20 protein-coding genes and 1 pseudogene are annotated in these 19704 nt (G+C 70.1%); 17 read left to right on the top strand and 4 right to left on the bottom strand.

What is annotated here, in order from left to right; genetic code table 11:
* Nucleotides 1–404: pseudogene (locus Q0L15_RS01690) on the top strand (inositol monophosphatase family protein); the annotation flags it as partial.
* A 10-nt stretch (nucleotides 405–414) separates the two neighbouring features.
* On the opposite strand, the gene Q0L15_RS01685 reads toward Q0L15_RS01690, so the two are convergent.
* Together Q0L15_RS01685 and xylA are read right to left on the bottom strand one after the other, a co-directional pair.
* Nucleotides 415–549: a hypothetical protein gene (locus Q0L15_RS01685; protein WP_296601787.1), complete on the bottom strand. Its 135-nt coding sequence runs from the start codon at nucleotides 547–549 to the stop codon at nucleotides 415–417.
* Between the two features lie 130 nt (nucleotides 550–679).
* Nucleotides 680–1843, bottom strand: coding sequence for a xylose isomerase (gene xylA, locus Q0L15_RS01680; RefSeq protein WP_296601785.1), 1164 nt, complete (start codon nucleotides 1841–1843; stop codon nucleotides 680–682).
* A 416-nt stretch (nucleotides 1844–2259) separates the two neighbouring features.
* Between xylA and Q0L15_RS01675 the strand changes: the two genes are divergently transcribed.
* The 7 genes from Q0L15_RS01675 (at nucleotide 2260) to pdxS (ending at nucleotide 9266) form a co-directional block, all read left to right on the top strand.
* Nucleotides 2260–3393: a substrate-binding domain-containing protein gene (locus Q0L15_RS01675; protein ID WP_296601783.1), complete on the top strand. Its 1134-nt coding sequence runs from the start codon at nucleotides 2260–2262 to the stop codon at nucleotides 3391–3393.
* Between the two features lie 93 nt (nucleotides 3394–3486).
* Nucleotides 3487–4245 carry an ATP-binding cassette domain-containing protein gene (locus Q0L15_RS01670; RefSeq protein WP_296601782.1) on the top strand — a complete coding sequence of 253 codons (759 nt, stop codon included), beginning with the start codon at nucleotides 3487–3489 and terminating at the stop codon, nucleotides 4243–4245.
* Nucleotides 4242–5501, top strand: a complete 1260-nt coding sequence (locus Q0L15_RS01665) for an ABC transporter permease (protein ID WP_296601781.1) — start codon at nucleotides 4242–4244, stop codon at nucleotides 5499–5501. Before Q0L15_RS01670 ends, Q0L15_RS01665 begins: the two co-directional genes overlap by 4 nt.
* 12 nt (nucleotides 5502–5513) lie before the next feature.
* Nucleotides 5514–6704 (top strand): ROK family protein, encoded by a 1191-nt coding sequence (locus Q0L15_RS01660; protein WP_296601780.1) that lies wholly within the window; start codon nucleotides 5514–5516, stop codon nucleotides 6702–6704.
* A 123-nt stretch (nucleotides 6705–6827) separates the two neighbouring features.
* Entirely contained in the window at nucleotides 6828–7703 is an 876-nt protein-coding gene (gene focA, locus Q0L15_RS01655) for a formate transporter FocA (RefSeq protein WP_296601779.1), read from the top strand.
* 18 nt (nucleotides 7704–7721) lie between these two features.
* Nucleotides 7722–8342: a phosphatidylinositol phosphate synthase gene (gene pgsA, locus Q0L15_RS01650; RefSeq protein ID WP_296601778.1), complete on the top strand. Its 621-nt coding sequence runs from the start codon at nucleotides 7722–7724 to the stop codon at nucleotides 8340–8342.
* 3 nt (nucleotides 8343–8345) lie between these two features.
* Nucleotides 8346–9266 carry a pyridoxal 5'-phosphate synthase lyase subunit PdxS gene (gene pdxS, locus Q0L15_RS01645; protein WP_296601777.1) on the top strand — a complete coding sequence of 307 codons (921 nt, stop codon included), beginning with the start codon at nucleotides 8346–8348 and terminating at the stop codon, nucleotides 9264–9266.
* Here the strand turns inward: pdxS and Q0L15_RS01640 are convergent.
* Nucleotides 9214–10380, bottom strand: a complete 1167-nt coding sequence (locus tag Q0L15_RS01640; protein WP_296601776.1) for a serine hydrolase — start codon at nucleotides 10378–10380, stop codon at nucleotides 9214–9216. The genes pdxS and Q0L15_RS01640 overlap by 53 nt on opposite strands.
* 43 nt (nucleotides 10381–10423) lie before the next feature.
* On the opposite strand from Q0L15_RS01640, the gene pdxT reads away from it, so the two are divergent.
* Both pdxT and Q0L15_RS01630 read left to right on the top strand, forming a co-directional pair.
* Nucleotides 10424–11044, top strand: coding sequence for a pyridoxal 5'-phosphate synthase glutaminase subunit PdxT (gene pdxT, locus Q0L15_RS01635; protein WP_296601774.1), 621 nt, complete (start codon nucleotides 10424–10426; stop codon nucleotides 11042–11044).
* A gap of 7 nt (nucleotides 11045–11051) precedes the next feature.
* Nucleotides 11052–11831, top strand: a complete 780-nt coding sequence (locus Q0L15_RS01630) for a YebC/PmpR family DNA-binding transcriptional regulator (RefSeq protein ID WP_296601773.1) — start codon at nucleotides 11052–11054, stop codon at nucleotides 11829–11831.
* Nucleotides 11832–11961: 130 nt separating this feature from the next.
* Here Q0L15_RS01630 and Q0L15_RS01625 read toward each other — a convergent pair whose 3' ends face one another.
* A complete protein-coding gene (locus tag Q0L15_RS01625; RefSeq protein ID WP_296601771.1) occupies nucleotides 11962–12966 on the bottom strand; it encodes a type IV toxin-antitoxin system AbiEi family antitoxin domain-containing protein in 1005 nt (334 codons plus the stop codon).
* 383 nt (nucleotides 12967–13349) lie between these two features.
* On the opposite strand from Q0L15_RS01625, the gene ruvC reads away from it, so the two are divergent.
* The 7 genes from ruvC to Q0L15_RS01590 all read left to right on the top strand — a co-directional run bounded on the left by ruvC (nucleotide 13350) and on the right by Q0L15_RS01590 (nucleotide 19677).
* Nucleotides 13350–13883 (top strand): crossover junction endodeoxyribonuclease RuvC, encoded by a 534-nt coding sequence (gene ruvC / locus Q0L15_RS01620; protein ID WP_296601770.1) that lies wholly within the window; start codon nucleotides 13350–13352, stop codon nucleotides 13881–13883.
* Nucleotides 13880–14479: a Holliday junction branch migration protein RuvA gene (ruvA, locus tag Q0L15_RS01615; protein WP_296601769.1), complete on the top strand. Its 600-nt coding sequence runs from the start codon at nucleotides 13880–13882 to the stop codon at nucleotides 14477–14479. The genes ruvC and ruvA overlap by 4 nt, the downstream gene beginning before the upstream one ends.
* A gap of 4 nt (nucleotides 14480–14483) precedes the next feature.
* Nucleotides 14484–15566: a Holliday junction branch migration DNA helicase RuvB gene (ruvB, locus tag Q0L15_RS01610; RefSeq protein ID WP_296601767.1), complete on the top strand. Its 1083-nt coding sequence runs from the start codon at nucleotides 14484–14486 to the stop codon at nucleotides 15564–15566.
* 179 nt (nucleotides 15567–15745) lie between these two features.
* On the top strand, nucleotides 15746–16069 hold the full coding sequence (gene yajC, locus Q0L15_RS01605) for a preprotein translocase subunit YajC (RefSeq protein ID WP_296601765.1): 324 nt from the start codon (nucleotides 15746–15748) through the stop codon (nucleotides 16067–16069).
* Between the two features lies 1 nt (nucleotide 16070).
* On the top strand, nucleotides 16071–17867 hold the full coding sequence (gene secD / locus Q0L15_RS01600; protein WP_296601764.1) for a protein translocase subunit SecD: 1797 nt from the start codon (nucleotides 16071–16073) through the stop codon (nucleotides 17865–17867).
* The gene (secF, locus tag Q0L15_RS01595; RefSeq protein WP_296601763.1) at nucleotides 17867–19123 is read left to right on the top strand and encodes a protein translocase subunit SecF; all 1257 of its coding nucleotides are present in this window, start codon (nucleotides 17867–17869) and stop codon (nucleotides 19121–19123) included. Before secD ends, secF begins: the two co-directional genes overlap by 1 nt.
* Nucleotides 19120–19677, top strand: a complete 558-nt coding sequence (locus tag Q0L15_RS01590; RefSeq protein WP_296601761.1) for an adenine phosphoribosyltransferase — start codon at nucleotides 19120–19122, stop codon at nucleotides 19675–19677. Before secF ends, Q0L15_RS01590 begins: the two co-directional genes overlap by 4 nt.
* Nucleotides 19678–19704 lie beyond the last annotated feature (27 nt).

The raw sequence follows: 19704 nt of genomic DNA, 5'->3' as shown, positions 1-19704 counted from the left end.
TCGTCGGCGGCCCCGACCTGCCCACGACGGTGGACGGGACCCCGCTCCAGCCGCTCGAGGACCGCCCGCTCGCGACCGCCTGCCTCACGACGTACCTCCACCCGCCGTCGTACGGCGGCGGCGTGGGTGTCGCCTTCGACCGGCTGGCCGGGGGCGCAGCGACCCTGCGCATGCTCGGCTCGGCCTCGATGGACGCGACCGCCATCGCGACCGGGTCGTTCCACGTGCGCTGCCAGCACTCGCTGCCGCCGTGGGACGACCTGCCCGGGCGCGCGTTGATCCTCGGCGTGGGCGGCAGCGCCGCCCGGGTCGAGGCCGCGGGCGTGACCTGGCACGCGGCCGGGGTGCCGACCGCGGTGTCCGACGTGGAGCGTGCCCTGCGCGGGGACGACGCGGCGGGCTGAACCCGAGCGACTACTTCCGCTTCGTCGGGTGGTTGGTCTCCGACATCGTCTGCTCGTGGTGCTTGTCGCGCTTCTCGGCGCGCCTCTGCTTGATGGACTTCCCGGACTTCTTCGACATCGTGTGTCGCGGCGACTTGTCGCTCATGGGACTCTCCTCGATCGGAGCCTGACGACTCCTGTCCCGACACTACGCCGGCCGGCGGGCGGGCGAAATGCCGATCGGGCCTCCTCCCTGCCGGGAGGAGGCCCGATCGGTCAGGCCGCTGTGCGAGCGATCAGCGCACGCCGTACAGGTGCTCCAGCGCGAGCTGGTCGAGCTTCTCGAAGCCCATGCCGCGCTGAGCGGCGGCGTCGGGGTCGAAGGACTCCGCACGCAGGTCGGCGACGGTCTCGCCGGCGGCGACGGTGGAGACCGCGAGCTGGTCGACGCGCGCGTCCTTGAGCGCCTGCTGGACCTCGGGGTCGGCGCGGAAGGCCCGCGACTTCTCCCGCAGGATCAGGTAGTTGCGCATGCAGGCCTCGGCCGAGACCCACACGCCGTCCATGTCCTCGGTCCGCGGGGGCTTGTAGTCGAAGTGACGCGGGCCCTCGTAGCCGCCGTTCTCGACGATGTCGACCGTCCAGAACGCGCCACGGGCGTTGCCGGCACCGAAGCGCAGGTCCTGGTCGTAGCGCGGGCCGTGCTGGCCGTTGAGGTCGATGTGGAACAGCTTGCCGTGCCACAGCGCCTGGGCCAGGCCGTGGGCGTAGTTGAGCGACGCCATCTCCTCGTGACCGACCTCGGGGTTGAGGCCGACCATCTCGGGGTGCTCCAGCTCGTTGATGAACGCCAGGGCGTGGCCGACGGTCGGGAGCAGGATGTCGCCCCGGGGCTCGTTGGGCTTGGGCTCGATCGCGAACCGCAGGTCGTAGCCCTGCTCGAGCACGTAGGCACCGAGCAGGTCGAAGGCCTCCTTGTAGCGCGACAGCGCGGACTTGATGTCCTTGGCAGCCCCGGACTCGGCGCCCTCGCGGCCGCCCCAGGCGACGAAGATCTTGGCGCCGAGCTCGGCGGCGAGGTCTATCTGGTCGGCGGCCTTGCGGATCGCGAAGCGACGTACGTCGCGGTCGTTGTTGGTGAAGCCGCCGTCGCGGAAGACCGGGTGGGAGAAGAGGTTGGTGGTCACCATCGGGACCACGAGTCCGGTCTCCTCCAGCGCCTTGCGGAACGGCGCGAGGTGCTTCTCCTTGGTGGCCGCGTCGGCGTCGAAGGGGAAGACGTCGTTGTCGTGGAACGTCACGCCGTAGGCGCCGAGGTCGCTGAGCCGGTGGATGGCCTCGGCGGGCGCGAGCTCCGGACGGATCGCCGTGCCGAAGACATCGACGCCCTGCCAGCCGACGGTCCACAGGCCGAAGGTGAAGTGGTCGTCGCGGGTGGGGGTGAAGCTGGTGTCGCTCATGGTGCTGGCGCCTCCGGTGGGAAGGATGTCGGGTGGTTCGGCAACAGAACCGGGGGCGCCGATGGCTGCGGTAGAGCCATGGGTCCTAGGAATGTTGTCGGCCACAACATACCCGGTGACACCGGTCACGTCACGGGTCTGAGGACCCCTTTCGATATCGATTTCCATGGCGCCCGTCACAACCGCCGGAAACCCGCGGGGATGCGCCCGTCGAGAGGTGTCGGCGGACTAGTCCGGCGGCCCGTTCGGTCACGATTCGGTCACGGGCAGGCGGGCCTCGACTTAGTTTGATCGTGCAACAAAAGTAGGGCACTTGGTCCCCTTGTCGGGGTCCCTTGTCCTCACTATGTTGTCGCCGACAACATACCCGGTGATGGTCGTCACATCGTCCGGGGCCAAGCCATGGAGGTCGAGGAATGGTCAGGATCCAGGGGGCGCGGCTCGCGTCTCTCGTTGCAGTAGGAGCGCTCGCGTTCGGCTCGCTCGCAGCGTGCGGAAGCGATTCAGAAGGCGGTAACGAAGGCAGCGGCGACAAGACGAGCGACACCAGCGAGTCCACCGCGCCGGAGACCACCGGCAAGGTCGGCGTCATCCTTCCGGACTCGAAGTCCTCGGTCCGCTGGGAGACCCAGGACCGCCCGAACCTCGAGGCCGCCTTCAAGGCCGCTGGCCTGGAGTCGATCATCCAGAACGCCGAGGGCTCGCCCGACACGTTCGGTCAGCTCTGCGACCAGATGATCAATGAGGGCGTCCAGGTGCTCATCGAGACCGACCTCGACCCCGACTCGGGCAAGGCCTGCATCGACAAGGCCAAGAACGCGGGCGTCGCGGTCATCGACTACGACCGCCTCACCCTCGGCGGTGGCGCTGACTACTACGTGTCGTTCGACAACGTGAAGGTCGGCGCGCTGCAGGGCCAGGGCCTCATCGACGCTCTCAAGGCGAAGGGCACCGACAAGGGCAACATCGCCTTCATCAACGGCGCGGCGACCGACAACAACGCCACGCTGTTCAAGCAGGGTTACGAGCAGGTCATCAAGGACGACGGCAGCTTCACGGTCGTCGCCGACCAGACCGGTGACTGGGACCCGGACACCGCGGGCAAGGTCTTCGACGGGTTCTACGCCCAGCACCCGGACCTCGTCGGTCTGGTCACGGCCAACGACGGCATGGCCGGCGGCGTCATCGCCCGCATGAAGTCCGCGGGCGTCGAGGGCAAGATCCTCGTGACCGGTCAGGACGCGACGGCCGAGGGTCTGGCCAACGTGCTGCAGGGCTACCAGGCCGGCACCGTCTTCAAGGACACCTCGCTCGAGGCGAAGGCAGCAGCCGACCTGGCGATCGCGATCATCAAGGGTGAGGACCCGGCCTCGATCGCGACCGCCACGGTCAACGACTCCGAGCTCGGCGTCGACGTCCCGTCGGTGCTCGCCACCCCGGTCTGGATCACCGCCGACACCGTCAAGGACGTCGTCGCGGCCGGCCAGGCCAACGCGGCGGACATCTGCAAGGGCATCGAGAAGCTCTGCACGAAGTACGGGGTCTCGTGATCGCGTAGCGGTCGTCTGACAGCTTGAAACCGCGGGGGCCCGTCCGACTGGGCGGGCCCCCGCCTCACGATCGAACCCCCGGGAGGGTGAGGCATGTCGAGTGGAGAGCCGCTGCTGGAGCTGCGCGGTGTTCATAAGAGCTTCGGTGCCGTGCACGTGCTGCACGGCGTCGACCTGACGGTACGGCCCGGCCGCGTGACCGCCCTGGTCGGCGACAACGGCGCCGGCAAGAGCACGTTGATCAAGGGGATCGCCGGCATCTACCCCTTCGACGAAGGGGAGTACTCCTTCGAGGGCGAGCACGTGAAGGTGCACTCGCCCAAGGACGCGAACGACCTCGGTATCGAGGTCGTCTACCAGGACCTCGCCCTGTGCGACAACCTGGACGTCGTCCACAACATGTTCCTCGGCCGCGAGCTGACCAAGAACGGCCTGGTCGACGAGGACACGATGGAGTCTCGCGCCCGCGAGACGCTCGACGGGCTCTCCGTCCGCACGCTCCAGTCGGTGCGCACGCACGTCGCCGCCCTCTCGGGCGGCCAGCGGCAGACGGTCGCGATCGCGCGCGCCGTGCTCTGGAACTCCAAGATCGTCATCCTCGACGAGCCGACCGCCGCGCTGGGTGTCGCGCAGACCGAGCAGGTCCTCAAGCTGGTCCGCAGGCTCGCCGACCGCGGCCTGGGGGTCGTGCTGATCAGCCACAACCTCAACGAGGTCTTCCAGGTGGCCGACGACATCGCGGTCCTCTACCTCGGCCAGATGGTCGGGCAGGTGGAGGCCAACAGCACCAACCGTGAGCGGATCGTCCAGGCGATCACGACCGGCAACGTGAACGAGGGGGATGCGGCATGAGCGTCACCACCGACGAGAGCCAGCAGATGCACGACGCGCCCAGCCGCGCCACGGTCGTCAGCCTCTGGAAGGACTACCTCGCCAAGCTCCGGGGCGGCGACGTCGGGTCGCTCCCAGCCGTCCTCGGACTCCTTGTGCTCGTCACCGCCTTCTCCGTCCTCCGTCCGGAGACCTTCACCAAGGCCTTCAACTTCGGCAACCTGATCCAGCAGTCCGCGGGAGTCACCATCATCGCGATGGGGATGGTCTTCGTGCTGCTGCTCGGTGAGATCGACCTGGCGGCGGGCTACACGGGCGGCGTCTCCGCGGCCGTGATGTCCTCGCTGCTCACCAACCATGGCTGGTCGACCCCGTTGGGGATCCTCGCCTGTCTGGTCACCGGCATGGTGATCGGCACCTTCATCGGGCTGATCGTCTCCCGGCTCGGCGTCCCGTCGTTCGTCGTGACGTTGGCGCTGTTCCTCGCGCTGCAGGGCGTCATGCTGTCCATCATCGGCGAGAAGGGGTCGATCGACTCCGGCGACTTCGTGGCGAAGCTCAACAGCGAGACGATCCCCGTCTGGCTCGGCTGGGTCATCGCGGCCGTCCTCGTCGGTGCCTACGCGGGCCTGACCTGGCTGAGCAACCGTCGTCGGCGCCGCCACGGCCTGACGGCGCAGCCGATGCTCCTCTGGGCGTTGAAGTCGGGTTTCCTGGCGCTCATCGTCGGCCTGATCGTCTACTACCTGTCGATCGAGCGCAGCCCCAACGCGCACATCAAGTCGATCAAGGGCGTGCCGATCGCACTGCTCATCATCATCGGGATCGCTCTCGTGCTCAGTGCGCTGCTCAGCCGGACCAAGTGGGGCAGCCACGTGTACGCCGTCGGCGGCAACGCCGAGGCCGCGCGCCGGGCGGGCATCAACGTCCCGATGATCCAGCTCAGCTGCTTCATGGTCGGGTCCACGGTGGCGGCAGCCGGCGGCATCATGCTCGCGAGCTTCAGCGGCGGCGTGAACAACGTGACCGGTGGGACCACCACACTCCTCTACGCGGTGGGTGCCGCCGTCATCGGCGGCACGAGCCTCTTCGGCGGCAAGGGCCGCGTCATCGACGCCCTCATCGGTGGCACAGTGGTCGCGGTGATCGCGAACGGCATGGGACTGATGAACCAGCCCGACAGCCGGAAGTACATGGTCACCGGACTGGTGCTGCTCGTGGCTGCGAGCGTCGACGCGATCAGCCGTCGCCGCGCCGCTGCGTCCGGTCGCTTCTGACAGGAGACAGGCGTGCCCACCCCTACCGGCGTCGGCACCGACGAGCTGCGACGCGCGAACCTGCGCGCGATCCTGCAGACGGTGCACACGCGTGGTCCGACGACCCGCGCGGTCCTCACCCGCCAGCTCGGGCTCAACCGCAGCACGATCGGTGCGCTCACCGGCGAGCTGCAGAGCCTGGAGCTGGTCTCGGAGGAGACGTCGGCGGTCGGTGGGCGCTCCGGTCGCCCCTCGCACCTGGTGGTGCCGCGGGAGGACAACGTCGTCGTCGCGGTCGACGTGGGAGTGGACCGCATCGCGGTCGCCCTCGTCGGCCTCGGCGGTGAGGTCCTCCACCGGCGCGACCGCGGGCACCAGCGTGGCGAGCACGACGTCGACCACGTCGTGGAAGCCATCGCCCAGATGGTGGAGGAGATCCTCGCGGCCGCCGCCGATCACCCGGTGCGCTGTCTCGGAGTCGGGGTCGCGGTGCCCGGCGCCGTACGAGCCGTCGACGGACTCGTGCGGTTCGCCCCTAACCTGGGCTGGGTCGAGGTGCCCTTCACCGACCTGCTGGCCGAGCGGCTCGACCGGCCCGTCGCGACGGGCAACGACGCCGATCTCGGCGTCCTGGCCGAGCACGTCCGGGGCGCGGCGGTCGGGTTCACGGAGGTGGCCTACCTGAGCGCCAGCGTCGGCATCGGCGGTGGCTTCCTCGTGGGCGGCCGGCCCCTCGCCGGTGCGCGCGGGTACGCCGGCGAGGTCGGCCACATGCAGGTCGACACCGAAGGGCCCGTGTGCCGCTGCGGGGCCGTCGGGTGCTGGGAGACCAAGGTCGGCGAGAACGTGCTGCTGCGGCTGGCCGGGCGACTCCCGGGAGGCGGGCCCCGGGCCGTCGCCGAGGTCATCCACGCGGCCAGTGCCGGCGAGGCGCGCGCCGCCGAGGCGGTGGCGGACGTCGCCGACTGGTGTGGCGTGGGCCTGCGTGCGATCGCCAACCTCTTCGACCCCGAGGTCGTGGTGCTCGGCGGCTCGCTCGCCCAGGTGTGGCGAGCGGCGGAGGACCGGGTGCGCGAGGCGATGTCGCGCAGCACGATGATGCCGCGCGACGACGTCCTCGTGCGGGCCGGGCAGCTGGGCGGCGACTCACCGCTGATCGGCGCTGCCGAGCTGGCGTTCATGCCGGTCCTCGACCACCCGCAGGCGGTCCCTCAGCCGGCGTGACCCCGTCATCGCACACGCTCCCACATTCCGTAGGATCGCTCCGCACGCAGCCGCCTCGCGACGAGCTCGCGGCCGGCGGGCCGTGACGGCGTCCGGCGTCGTACCGACCTGGAAGGTCCCGCCATGTCCGACTCGAGCTGGATCCGCTCGCCCGACCAGATGGCGCAAGCCGCCGAGGACGCCGCCTTCGGCAAGGTCACCGCCGGACCGCTGAAGTCCCTGCTCCTCGGGCTCACCGGCGGCGGGTTCATCGCGCTGGGCTTCGTCTTCTTCACCACGAGCCAGGTCGGCGCCGCCGAGATGCCGTACGGCGTCGCCCGCGTGCTCGGCGGGCTGGTCTTCTCCACCGGCCTGGTGCTGGTCGTCCTCACCGGTGCGGAGCTGTTCACGAGCTCGACGCTGACCTTGGTCGCCCGGGCCAGTGGCCGCATCACCTGGCGGCAGCTGGCCATCAACTGGGCGATCGTCTACGTCGCGAACTTCGCCGGCGCGCTCACGATCGTGGGCCTGATCTACCTCGCGGGGACGTGGCACAACGCCGACGGTGCCTGGGGTGCCGTGGTCCTCGACACCTCGCTGCACAAGGTGCAGCACACGTTCGTCGAGGCGTTCGTGCTCGGGATCCTCTGCAACCTGATGGTCTGCCTGGCGGTGTGGGCGGCCTACTCCGGTCGGACCACGACCGACAAGATCCTCGCGGTGACGCTGCCGATCGCGTTGTTCGTCGCCACCGGCTTCGAGCACTCCGTCGCGAACATGTTCATGATCCCGCTGGGCCTGCTGATCAAGGACCACGCGGGCGCAGACTTCTGGTCGGCCAGCGGCCTCGACGCCGGCTCGTACGGCGACCTGACCTGGTCGTCGTTCCTCGCCGACAACCTGCTGCCGGTCACGCTCGGCAACATCGTCGGCGGAGGAGTGATGATCGGCATCCTCTACTGGACGATCTTCCACCTGCTCCCGGCCCGCAAGGCCGTGGCCGACTCCACCGCCGACTGACGGTAGCCTGCTGCCGCCATGCTCGAACGTTTCCGCGCCTTCTGGACCAAGGTCCTCTCGCCGATCGCCCACCTGCTCCTCAGGCTGGGCGTCAGCCCCGACGCCGTGACCTTCGTCGGCACGCTCGGCGTGGCCGCAGGCGCACTCGTCTTCTTCCCGCAGGGGATGTTGCTGACGGGTGTGCTCGTGATCACCGCCTTCGTGTTCAGCGATCTGCTCGACGGTTACATGGCGCGGACCTCGGGCCGGGTCAGCAAGTTCGGGGCGTTCTGGGACTCCACCCTCGACCGTATCGGCGACGGCGCGATCTTCATCGGGCTCGCGCTGTACTTCGCCTGGGAGGAGCCCAGCCGGCTCTACCTGGTGCTGAGCCTGGTCTGCCTGCTGATGGGCGCGGTGACGTCGTACGCCCGTTCGCGAGGCGAGACGCTCGGCTTCTCGGTCAAGGTGGGCATCGCCGAGCGCGCCGACCGGCTGGTCGCCATCTTGGTGATGACCGGCCTGAGTGCGATCTTCGACCTGCCGGTACTGCTCTACATCGCGCTGTGGGCGCTGGCGATCGCCTCCACGATCACGGTGGGGCAGCGCGTGTGGGTGGTACGGAAGCAAGCACTGGCCGAGGCCAGCACTACGATCTGACGCATGGTCGACAGCCCCACTCCTGACAGCAGCGCCAGCACTCCCACCACCGGCACCACCCGCGTCAAGCGCGGCATGGCCGAGATGCTCAAGGGAGGCGTGATCATGGACGTGGTCACCCCCGAGCAGGCGAAGATCGCCGAGGACGCCGGCGCCGTCGCGGTCATGGCGCTCGAGCGCGTGCCCGCCGACATCCGGGCGCAGGGTGGCGTCTCGCGGATGAGCGACCCCGACATGATCGACGGGATCATCGAGGCGGTCTCGATCCCGGTGATGGCGAAGGCTCGCATCGGCCACTTCGCCGAGGCGCAGGTGCTGCAGGCGCTCGGTGTCGACTACATCGACGAGTCCGAGGTGCTCACGCCGGCCGACTACGAGAACCACATCGACAAGTGGGCCTTCACCGTGCCGTTCGTGTGCGGCGCGACCAACCTGGGCGAGGCGCTGCGGCGCATCACCGAGGGTGCGGCGATGATCCGCTCGAAGGGTGAGGCGGGCACGGGTGACGTGTCCAACGCCGTGACCCACATGCGCACGACCCGCCGCGAGATCCGCCGGCTCGGTGCTCTCGAGGGCGACGAGCTGTTCGTGGCGGCCAAGGAGCTCCAGGCACCCTACGACCTGGTCAAGGAGGTCGCCGAGTCCGGCAAGCTCCCGGTCGTGCTGTTCACCGCCGGCGGCATCGCCACCCCGGCCGATGCGGCGATGATGATGCAGCTCGGCGCCGAGGGCGTGTTCGTGGGCTCGGGCATCTTCAAGTCCGGCAACCCCGCCCAGCGGGCCGAGGCGATCGTGAAGGCCACGACCTTCCACGACGACCCCGACGTGGTCGCCAAGGTCTCCCGTGGCCTCGGTGAGGCCATGGTCGGCATCAACGTCGAGGAGATCCCCCAGCCGCACCGGCTCGCCGAGCGGGGCTGGTAGCCGCCGCGTCCGCCCAGGTCACGACCCGGGCGGCGTCACGGAGACCGAAGCCGTCGCCGTTCGACGGGCCGAGGCGCACGACGATCGTGCGGCTGCCTGGGTCGACCATGGCGATCTGGCCCCCGAGCCCGATCGCGGAGTACAGCGACCCCGCGGCCTCCGGGACCAGCCGACCGACGTGCGTCTCGAGGGGCTGCCCGTCCTCGTCGACGGGGTCCAGCGAGCCGCGCAGCGCGCCGTACCGGTTCACCCACCACAGGTAGCCGTACGCCGCGTTGAGCTCCGAGGAGGACCGGCCCGTCGACTGGCGCACCCACGCCTTCGACACGATCCGCTCGCCGCCGACGACTCCGCGCCGGAGATACAGCTGCGCGAAGCGGGCCAGGTCGAGGCAGGTCGTGAACGCGCCGAAGTAGACGTTGGTCGAGTGCCCGCTCTGGTCGCGCGTCATGAACGTGTGCGTCATGCCGAGTGGCTCGAAGAGGCGGTCGGTCGCGAAGCGGTAGGTGGCCCGCCCGGTCGCCCGACGGATGACCCGGTCGAGCACCTGGATCGCCGCGTTGTTGTAGGCCCACACGGTGCCGCGCGGGAACTGCTGCTCCAGACCGACGGCGTACGCCGTGCGGTCGGGCGCGTGCGTGAGCTGGGTGTAGTCGCTGTCGACCGACCAGAAGCGGCCGCTGGTGTTGCTCAACAGGTCGCGGACCGTGACGTCAGCCGAGTCGGTGCCGCGCCAGGACGGCACGTAGTCGGCGACCGGGTCGTCGACATCGAGGTCGCCGTCGCGCACCGCGATGCCGACCAGCGCGCTGGCGATCGACTTGGTGACCGAGAAGACCTGGCGTGCCGCCGTGCGCGGGGTGCCCCAGTTCCAGTCCGCGACGAGCTTCCCGTCGCGGACCACCGCCAGGCAGCTGCTCTGCTCCGCCTTCGCGTCCGCCGCGACGCGGGACAGGCGGCGGGGGAGGAACCCGGCCTGCGCCGGCGTGGTCGTCGACCAGCCGTCAACGGTCCTCGGCTTCGCGGCGCCCGGTGTGTCGGTGGCACCTGAGGGCGCGCTCGCGACCGCGACCAGGAGGGAGCTCGCGACGACGGCGGCCAGGACGGTCCTCACGTCGATGAGGGTAGGGCCATCGCAGTCCCTAGGATGGACGGTCGTGACCTCGTTCTCACCAGCGGCCGCTCCCACGATCGGCGTCCTCGCCGTCCAGGGCGACGTCCGCGAGCACGTACGGACGCTCGAGGAGCTGGGCGTGCGGGCCACCACCGTGCGGCGTACCTCCGAGCTCGAGGCGTGCCACGGACTGGTGATCCCCGGTGGGGAGTCGACCACGATGGCCAAGCTGGCGCGCACGTTCGACCTGTTCGAACCGATCCGCCAGCGGATCAAGGAGGGCATGCCGGCGTTCGGCACCTGCGCCGGCATGATCCTGCTCGCCGACCGGATCGAGGACGGCGCCCACGACCAAGAGACCCTCGGCGGGCTCGACATCACCGTGCGGCGCAACGCCTTCGGCCGCCAGGTCGACTCCTTCGAGGGCGACATCGACGTCGCCGGCCTCGATGCGCCTGTGCACGCGATCTTCATCCGGGCGCCGTGGGTCGAGGCCGCGGGGGAGTCCGTCGAGGTGCTGGCACGTGTGGAGCAGGGCCCCGCCGCGGGTAGGATCGTCGCGGTCCGTCAGGGTTCGCTGATGGCGACGTCGTTCCACCCCGAGGTGGGTGGCGACTCCCGGGTCCACCGCCTGTTCGTCGACCTGGTCACCGAGGAGAGATAGGAACGTCATGTCTGGCCACTCCAAGTGGGCGACCACGAAGCACAAGAAGGCCGCGATCGACGCCAAGCGCGGCAAGCTGTTCGCCAAGCTGATCAAGAACATCGAGATCGCGGCGAAGATGGGCGGCCCCGACCCTGCGGGCAACCCGACGCTCTACGACGCCATCCAGAAGGCGAAGAAGCAGTCGGTCCCGAACAAGAACATCGACTCCGCGGTCAAGCGCGGCGGCGGTCTCGAGAGCGGCGGCGTCGACTACGAGACGATCATGTACGAGGTGTACGGCCCGCAGGGTGTCGCGCTGCTGGTCGAGTGCCTCACCGACAACCGCAACCGCGCGGCCATGGAGGTCCGCACCGCGGTCACCCGCAACGGCGGCACGATGGCCGACCCGGGTTCGGTGTCGCGCCTGTTCACGCGCAAGGGCGTCGTGGTGGTCGAGAAGGCCCAGGAGCGCGGCGGCAAGCCCTGGGAGATCACCGAGGACGACATCCTCGAGACGACGCTCGACGCGGGCGCGGAGGAGGTCGACGACCTCGGCGACACCTTCGAGATCCAGTCGGAGGCCTCCGACGTCGTCGCGGTCCGCACGGCCCTCCAGGCGGCGGGCATCGACTACGACTCCGCCGAGGTCCAGTTCGTCGCGACCCTCGACATCCCGGTCGCCGAGCCCGACGTCGCCGGCAAGGTCTTCCGTCTCGTCGACGTGCTCGACGACCTCGACGACGTGCAGAACGTCTTCACCAACGCCGACATCCCCGACGACGTGCTGGAGTCGCTGGACGCGTGATCGGGGCGGTCGACCGCCGCTGTAACGCCCGTTTACCCACCCCTCCCACCGGGTTGCATCATGGTGCGAAGGATGGGTAACACGGCGTTACAACTGCCGATCGGCAGAGCGCTGGGCGATGTCAGCGCCATCAGGCGGCGAGCGGCCGCCGCCGTCGGACGACGTACGGCGCCAGGTCTGAGATGTCGGTGCCGAACCGGGCGCAGGTGTCGGCGTACTCCCGCGCGAGCCTGGCCCGAGCGTTGTCGCGGCCGGAGTGGCAGTCGGTCGCGGTGATGCGCGAGACGCCGAGCTTGAACCCGCTGATGAAGTCCTGTCGTTGCTTCTCCTCACGCAGGACCCGTCCGGGGTCGAGACCGAGCGCATGGGCTGCGGTGTACTTCAGGTAGCCGTCGGCCTCGAACAGATGTCGGCCGACTCTCATGTCGCACCAGACGGTGCGTGTGCCGTCGGTCAGCCCGAACTGGGTCTCGGGTCGTCCGATGTCCAGAGACGTCACCAGCAGGCGCGCCTCGGACTCCAGCCACGACTCCGACCCGGGGTCGGCGAGCCGCATCGCCGCGTCCATCACCCGGCTCCCTGGCCAGCACCGCATCGCGGATCGAGCCGCTGCCAGGTCCTCCTGCGTCACGCCAAGGCGGAGAGCGGCATCGCAGCAGGCGACACCTGCGACCAGCCCGTGCTCCCGAGCCATGTCGAGCGCCGTGCGCGCGCGGTCGAGCATCCGGAGACCGTCCAGGGTGACCACCTGATGGTCGGCATACGGAGCCAGGTGATGCTTGATGCCGGCCCGGTCGGCGTCGCCGTGGACCTTCGGCCGCGTGACGTGGACCGACGCCGTGCGAGGGTCCGGACAACCGAGATCCAGCAGCATGGCCGCCGAGTCATGGCTGAGCACGTGGTCAGAGCGCAGGCACGCCTGTGCCGCGCGGATCCGGAGCAGGGGACGTCCGTAGAACTCGCCGAGAGAGGCCCAGTGGTCGCTCGGGACGAAGACGCCTCGGCGAAGCCGCACGAGCTCGCCGTGCTTCACCAAGTGGCGGAGATCGGCGTCGTCGAGGCCGGCAGCGGTAGCCCGGCGGCGGGTGATGAGGCCGTGAGGATCGGGCGTGAGGAGAGGGTGGCGTGCGAACATCAACGGAAGGCTCACCTGGGCTCGACACTGGCGCACCGATCGATTCCCCGCCCTGTGGACGACGCGATCGTCGCCCTGGCTGTGAGCATCTGGGGGGCAGGCCGACGGATGGGTGTCACGCCCTGTTGCCCCACCTTGCGACCCTGATGCAGCATCCTGAGGAGGCGGGGTGACACGGCGTTACAGCGAATGGTCGCTCCGCCCCGAGACCCGGGTGCATCGCCGGGTGCACCGCCGGGGGATCATCGCTCGGGGATCATCGCCGGGGGATCATCGCCGGGCGACAGCAGTCGGGCGACAGCAGCCGGGCGTGTCCTACGAGCTCGCGGGCCGACGGCGGCTAGCGTTAGCTCCGAACACCTGTTCGGACGGAAGGCCTCAATATGCGTGTGCTCGGGATCGACCCCGGCCTGACCCGCTGCGGCATGGGCGTGGTCGAGGGCTCGATGGGCCGACCGCTGAGCCTGGTGGACGTCAACGTCCTGCGCACCTCGGCCGACCTGCCGGTGCCGCAGCGCCTGGTCACGATCGAGCGCGGGGTCGAGGCGTGGATCGAGGAGCACGCCCCTGATGCCGTGGCGATCGAGCGTGTCTTCGCCCGCTCCGACGTCAGCACCGTGATGGGCACCGCCCAGGCGAGCGGTGTCGCGATGGTGGTGGCCGCGCGCCGTGGGCTCCCGATCGCGCTGCACACGCCCAGTGAGGTCAAGGCCGCGGTGTCCGGCAACGGCCGCGCCGACAAGGCGCAGGTCGGAGCCATGGTGACCCGCATCCTCCGGCTGGACGCCATGCCCAAGCCCGCCGACGCTGCGGACGCCCTGGCTCTCGCCATCACCCACATCTGGCGCGGAGGCGCCCAAGCACGCATCGACGCGGCGGTCGCCGCCGCCCGACAGCACGTGAGGAGCAGATCGTGATCGCCTTCGTGCGCGGCCAGGTGGCCGCGGTGACCCTCTCGAGCGCGGTGGTGGAGGTCGGGGGAGTCGGGCTCGACGTCATGTGCACGCCCGGGACGCTCGCGGGCCTGCGCATCGGCCAGCAGGCGATCCTGCCCACCAGCATGGTCGTCCGCGAGGACTCGCTGACGCTCTTCGGGTTCGCCGACGAGGACGAGAAGCAGACCTTCGAGCTGCTGCAGACCGCCTCCGGTGTCGGGCCCAAGCTCGCCCAGGCGATGCTCGCGGTGCTCTCGCCCGACGACCTGCGCCTCGCGATCTCCGGCGACGACGTCAAGACCCTCACCCGGGTGCCCGGCATCGGTCAGAAGGGCGCGCAGCGCATCATCCTCGAGCTGCGCGACCGCATCGGCGCGCCGACCGGGGCCGGTCGGTCCACCGCGGCCGCAGTCCCGGCCGCCGCGTGGCGCGACCAGGTCCACCAGGGCCTGGTGGGTCTCGGCTGGCCGGCGCGGGACGCCGAGAAGGCGATCGACGCCGTGGCGCCCGAGGCCGGCGAGATGCCCGATGTCGCTGCGCTCCTGCGCGCGGCCCTACGCACGTTGAGCAAGGCCTGAGGCGATGACCTTCCGCGAGGAGGACCTCGAGGCGGCCGAGGCCGCGCACTACCGCTCCTTGACCGCGGTCGAGGCCGACGGCGACGAGCGGGCGGTCGAGGCCGCGCTGCGCCCGCGGACGCTCGACGAGGTCGTCGGGCAGGTCCGGGTCCGCGACCAGCTCGGGCTGGTGCTCGAGGCGGCTCGTCGCCGCGGCCGCGCGCCCGACCACGTGCTGCTCTCAGGTCCTCCGGGGCTCGGCAAGACCACGCTGGCGATGATCATCGCCAGCGAGATGAGCGCCCCGCTGCGGCTCACGAGCGGGCCGGCGATCACCCACGCAGGCGACCTCGCGGCGATCCTGTCCGGCATGAACGAGGGTGACGTCCTCTTCGTCGACGAGATCCACCGGATGTCGCGGCCGGCCGAGGAGATGCTCTACATGGCGATGGAGGACTTCCGGGTCGACGTGGTCATCGGCAAGGGCCCCGGCGCCACTGCGATCCCGCTGGAGATCCCGCCGTTCACCCTGGTCGGCGCCACCACGCGTGCCGGCCTGTTGCCCGGTCCACTGCGCGACCGGTTCGGCTTCACCGCCCACCTGGAGTTCTACGAGCCCGACGAGCTCGACACGATCATCCAGCGGTCGGCCCGCCTGCTCGACGTGCACGCGCTCCCCGAGGGGACCGCGGAGATCGCGTCGCGCTCGCGCGGTACGCCGCGTATCGCCAACCGCCTGCTGCGCCGGGTCCGCGACTACGCCCAGGTGCGTGCCGACGGCCTCGTCACCCTCGAGGTCGCCCATGACGCGCTCGACCTCTACGAGGTCGACCAGCTCGGCCTCGACCGCCTCGACCGTGCGGTGCTGGACGTGCTGTGCCGCCGCTTCGGCGGCGGTCCGGTCGGTGTCGCGACCCTGGCCGTCGCCGTGGGAGAGGAGCGCGAGACCGTGGAGGAGGTGGCCGAGCCGTTCCTGGTGCGCAACGGATTCCTCGCCCGGACGCCCCGCGGCAGGATCGCGACACCGGCCGCGTGGCAGCACCTCGGTCTGACCCCGCCTCCGGCGCTGAACCTCCCGGACGGCGACGCGCCCCTCTTCGACGACTGACGCGCGGGGCACCCCGGAATGGCCGGGCCGAGTGCCCGCACGGTTATGCTTGCCCGTCGACCGGCCCGCTCTGGGCTGCGCACCGGCGAGCCCGCTCGCGAGCCCGCTGGTGCCACGGTCGTCCCGGGGGTGGCCCCAGGGCGGCCAAGGTCGTTCGAGCTCGTCCGAGAGGTTGTTCTGTGCTGGAGTTGTTGCCGCTCGTCGGCATCGCCCTGCTCTTCTGGCTGTTCATCATCCGGCCAGCCAGTCGGCGACAGAAGGAACTCGGACGCATGCAGTCCTCGTTGACGGTGGGAGACGAGATCGTCCTCACCTCCGGGGTCTACGGAACGGTGCGCGAGCTCCACGACGGTCACCTGCTCGTCGAGGTGGCGCCCGGGGTGAGCATCAAGGTCGCGCGCGGCGCGGTCGGGACGATCGCGAACAAGATCGACGGGCCGGCGGACGGGTCGGACGCGATCGATGACCAGCCGGGGAGCGCCTCCGGCCCGGAGGAGAGCTGACATGGCACGCAAGGCGTTCCGCCCCGGACGCACCCTGGTGGTGTTCTCCCTGGTGGTGGCGATCTCCTATGGCCTCGTTGCCCTCGGAGGCACCTGGAAGCCGGCCCTGGGCCTGGACCTCAAGGGCGGCACCCGCATCACGATGACCGCCACCGGCAACCCGACCTCTGCGAACCTCAAGGAGGCCGCCGGCATCATCGACCAGCGCGTGAACGGGTCGGGTGTGGCTGAGGCCGAGGTGACCACGCAGGGCGGGCGGAACATCGTCGTCGAGATCCCCGGCCCCACCTCGAACTCGCTGGTCGGCCTGGCCACCCGCACCGCGCAGCTGCGGTTCCGCACCGTCGCGTGCTCCAGCCTCGACCCAGGACCGTGTGGCACGACCAGTGGCCCGACGGCGCCGAGCGACGGTGCGTCGATCCTGCCCTCCGAGCAGCCCTCGGCCCAGTCCTCCGACAAGCCGTCGGCCCAGCCGTCGGACAAGACCACCGGCAGCCCCAAGAACCGGCCGGGCGTGTTGGCCAAGCCGGGCGCCAAGCCCAGCAAGCAGCCCGGCACGAAGGCGAGCACGAGCCCCTCGGCCACGCCCTCCGAGTCGGGCTCCGCGTCGCCCAGCGAGTCGCCCAGCGAGTCGCCCAGCGAGTCGCCCAGTGATTCGCCCGCCGGGTCCGAGGCGCCGGCCCCCGCGACCGACGACAAGGCGCAGATGGCGCTGGACTTCATGGACGACCCGGGCAAGGCGGCGATCGAGGCCTACAACGCCTACACCTGCCCGGCCAAGGGCACGGTCGAGGACAAGCCCGACACCTTCCTGGTCACCTGTGGCACCGAGGCGGAGGGGGACGCGAACGTCAAGTACCTGCTCTCGCCGGCCGCGGTCGAGGGCACCGACCTCAAGAGTGCCGACGCGGTCGTGCCGCAGCAGCAGGTGAACTGGATCGTCCAGCTGGAGATCGGCGGCGAGGGCAAGCAGGTGTTCGCCGATCTCTCGCGGGTCATGGTGAGCACCGGGCAGCGCTTCGCGATCGTCCTCGACGGCCAGGTCATCTCCAGCCCTGGCTTCGACGGCCCGATCCCCAACGGCCAGGCGCAGATCAGCGGCAACTTCACCAAGTCGTCGGCCCAGTCGCTGGCCACCAGCCTGAAGTACGGCGCACTCCCGATCGCCTTCGACAAGGAGGCGACCTCGGTCGAGCAGATCGGCGCCTCGCTGGCGGGCGACCAGCTCTCCGCGGGCATCCTCGCCGGCATCGTCGGCCTCGTCCTGGTGATGCTCTACTGCCTGATCTACTACCGCGGCCTCGGCCTGGTGGTGATCGCCTCGCTCGTGGTCGCCGGCATCGTGACCTACTCGACGGTCCTGCTGCTGAGCAAGTCGGCCGGCTTCACGCTCACCCTGCCCGGCATCGCCGGGCTGATCGTCGCCGTCGGCATCACCGCCGACTCGTTCATCGTCTACTTCGAGCGCATCCGTGACGAGATGCGCGACGGGAAGTCGATGCGGGTGGCGGTCCAGGCCGGCTGGAAGCGCGCCCGGGGCACCTGTGTCGCAGCCGACGCGGTCTCGCTGCTGGCCGCGGTCGTGCTCTACATCTTCGCGACGGGAGTCGTGAAGGGCTTCGCGTTCACGCTGGGCGTCTCCACGCTCATCGACCTCGCGATCTTCTTCTGGTTCACCCACCCGCTCGTCAGCGTGCTGGGCAAGTACTCGTTCTTCAACCGGGGGCACAAGCTCTCCGGGCTCGACGCCGAGGCGCTCGGTGTCCACCGGATCAACACCGTGGGAGGGAGGGCCTGATGGGCAAGTTCTCGCGATTGGGCAACGACCTCTACTCCGGCGAGAAGTCGATCGACTTCGTCGGCCGGAAGTGGCTGTGGTACGCCATCTCGGCGGTGATCGTGCTCCTCGCCGTCCTCGGCCTGTCGGTCAAGGGCCTGGACATGGGCATCGAGTTCGTCGGTGGCGCCGAGTACAAGGTCAGCAACGTCGAGAACCTCGACCAGGGCCTGGTCGACGACGTGCGGGCGGCGGTCGCTGACACGGGCATCGACGCAGCGCAGCAGCCGGTCGTCAACAGCAACGGCAGCGCGGGCATCCTCGTCCAGGTCAAGCCGGTGTCCCCCGCGGAGAGCGCGGAGATCGCCGACGTCATCCAGCAGACGACCGGCGTCGGGAACGACGACATCAGCCCCACCGAGATCGGACCGAGCTGGGGTCGGGAGATCGCCAAGCGGGCCGGGACCGGCCTCGTGGTGTTCCTCGTCCTCGTGGTCCTGTTCATCTGGGCGTACTTCCGCGAGTGGAAGATGTCGGTCGCCGCGATCGTGGCCCTCGCTCACGACGTCGTGATCACGATCGGCGTCTACGCCCTGTCGGGCTTCGAGGTGACGCCCGCGACCGTGACAGGTCTGCTCACGATCCTCGGCTTCTCGCTCTACGACACCGTCGTGGTGTTCGACAAGGTGCGCGAGAACACCAGGAACCTCCGCGAGAGCCGGACGACCTACGCCAAGGCCGCCAACCTCGCGGTCAACCAGACCCTGGTGCGCTCGATCAACACCTCGATCGTGGCGCTCATCCCGGTCGGCGCGATCCTCTACGTCGGTGCGGTCCAGCTCGGCGCCAGCACGCTGAAGGACCTCGCGCTCGCGCTGTTCGTCGGCATGGCGGCCGGCGCCTACTCCTCGATCTTCATCGCGACCCCGCTGGTCGTGCAGCTCAAGGCGGGGGAGACCGACGTGCTCCAGGCCGAGAAGCGCGAGAAGGCCCGGCAGAAGAAGGTCGAGGCCGACCGCTACGCCTCCGTCCCGACGTTCAGCGAGGACATGCCGATCGCGGCCGAGCCCGGTGCCGGCGATGGGCCCGACGAGCTGGACGAGATCGACGACGTGCCGACGTCCCGGCCTGCGGCGCCCACCCAGGACCGGGCCTCGGGTGCGCCGGGCCGCGGACGGGTCGCGCCTCCGGCGCACGGTCCGGTCCGCCCGTCCAGCGCTGCCGGTGGACGGCAGCAGCCGACACGCCAGCCGCGCTCCAAGCGGGGCAAGAAGTGACCCTGCCCGCCTCCGCGGCGGCCGGTCTGGACGAGGCGTTGGCGCTCATCGCCGACGTCCCGGACTTCCCCGAGCCCGGGATCCTGTTCAAGGACATCACCCCGATGCTCGCCGACCACGCGGCGCTCGCCGCGGTCGTGGCTGCGCTCGCGGCGCCCGGTCGTGACGACAGCGGCGCCGTGGTGGTCGACAAGGTGCTCGGCATGGAGTCCCGCGGCTTCATCCTGGGCGCTCCGGTCGCCCTGGCGCTCGGCGTCGGCTTCGTGCCCGTGCGCAAGGCCGGCAAGCTGCCGCGCGCGACGTACGCCGTCTCCTACGCCCTGGAGTACGGCGAGGCCACCCTCGAGGTGCACCAGGACGCGCTCGAGCCGGGTGACCGCGTGCTGCTCGTCGACGACGTGCTCGCCACCGGCGGCACGGCCCGGGCCACGATCGACCTGGTCGAGCAGTGCGGCGCCGACGTGCACGCGGTGGCGATGCTGATGGAGCTCGGATTCCTCTCCGGGCGGGCCGCGATCGGCACGGTGCCACTCACCACGCTGTTGACGATCTGAGTCGTACGTAGACTGGTCGAGTGACCG

Origin of the sequence: Nocardioides sp., assembly GCF_024509035.1 — a bacterium.
GTDB lineage: Bacteria > Actinomycetota > Actinomycetes > Propionibacteriales > Nocardioidaceae > Nocardioides.
This window is presented reverse-complemented; position numbering and strand designations above follow the sequence as displayed.

Coding starts and splice junctions, on each gene's coding strand:
- Q0L15_RS01670 (WP_296601782.1), top strand. CDS start 3,487: ATGTCGAGTGGAGAGCCGCTGCTGGAGCTGCGCGGTGTTCATAAGAGC.
- secF (WP_296601763.1), top strand. CDS start 17,867: ATGGGCAAGTTCTCGCGATTGGGCAACGACCTCTACTCCGGCGAGAAG.
- focA (WP_296601779.1), top strand. CDS start 6,828: ATGTCCGACTCGAGCTGGATCCGCTCGCCCGACCAGATGGCGCAAGCC.
- Q0L15_RS01685 (WP_296601787.1), bottom strand. CDS start 549: ATGAGCGACAAGTCGCCGCGACACACGATGTCGAAGAAGTCCGGGAAG.
- secD (WP_296601764.1), top strand. CDS start 16,071: ATGGCACGCAAGGCGTTCCGCCCCGGACGCACCCTGGTGGTGTTCTCC.
- pgsA (WP_296601778.1), top strand. CDS start 7,722: ATGCTCGAACGTTTCCGCGCCTTCTGGACCAAGGTCCTCTCGCCGATC.
- Q0L15_RS01665 (WP_296601781.1), top strand. CDS start 4,242: ATGAGCGTCACCACCGACGAGAGCCAGCAGATGCACGACGCGCCCAGC.
- ruvC (WP_296601770.1), top strand. CDS start 13,350: ATGCGTGTGCTCGGGATCGACCCCGGCCTGACCCGCTGCGGCATGGGC.
- pdxS (WP_296601777.1), top strand. CDS start 8,346: ATGGTCGACAGCCCCACTCCTGACAGCAGCGCCAGCACTCCCACCACC.
- xylA (WP_296601785.1), bottom strand. CDS start 1,843: ATGAGCGACACCAGCTTCACCCCCACCCGCGACGACCACTTCACCTTC.
- Q0L15_RS01630 (WP_296601773.1), top strand. CDS start 11,052: ATGTCTGGCCACTCCAAGTGGGCGACCACGAAGCACAAGAAGGCCGCG.
- ruvB (WP_296601767.1), top strand. CDS start 14,484: ATGACCTTCCGCGAGGAGGACCTCGAGGCGGCCGAGGCCGCGCACTAC.
- Q0L15_RS01675 (WP_296601783.1), top strand. CDS start 2,260: ATGGTCAGGATCCAGGGGGCGCGGCTCGCGTCTCTCGTTGCAGTAGGA.
- Q0L15_RS01625 (WP_296601771.1), bottom strand. CDS start 12,966: ATGTTCGCACGCCACCCTCTCCTCACGCCCGATCCTCACGGCCTCATC.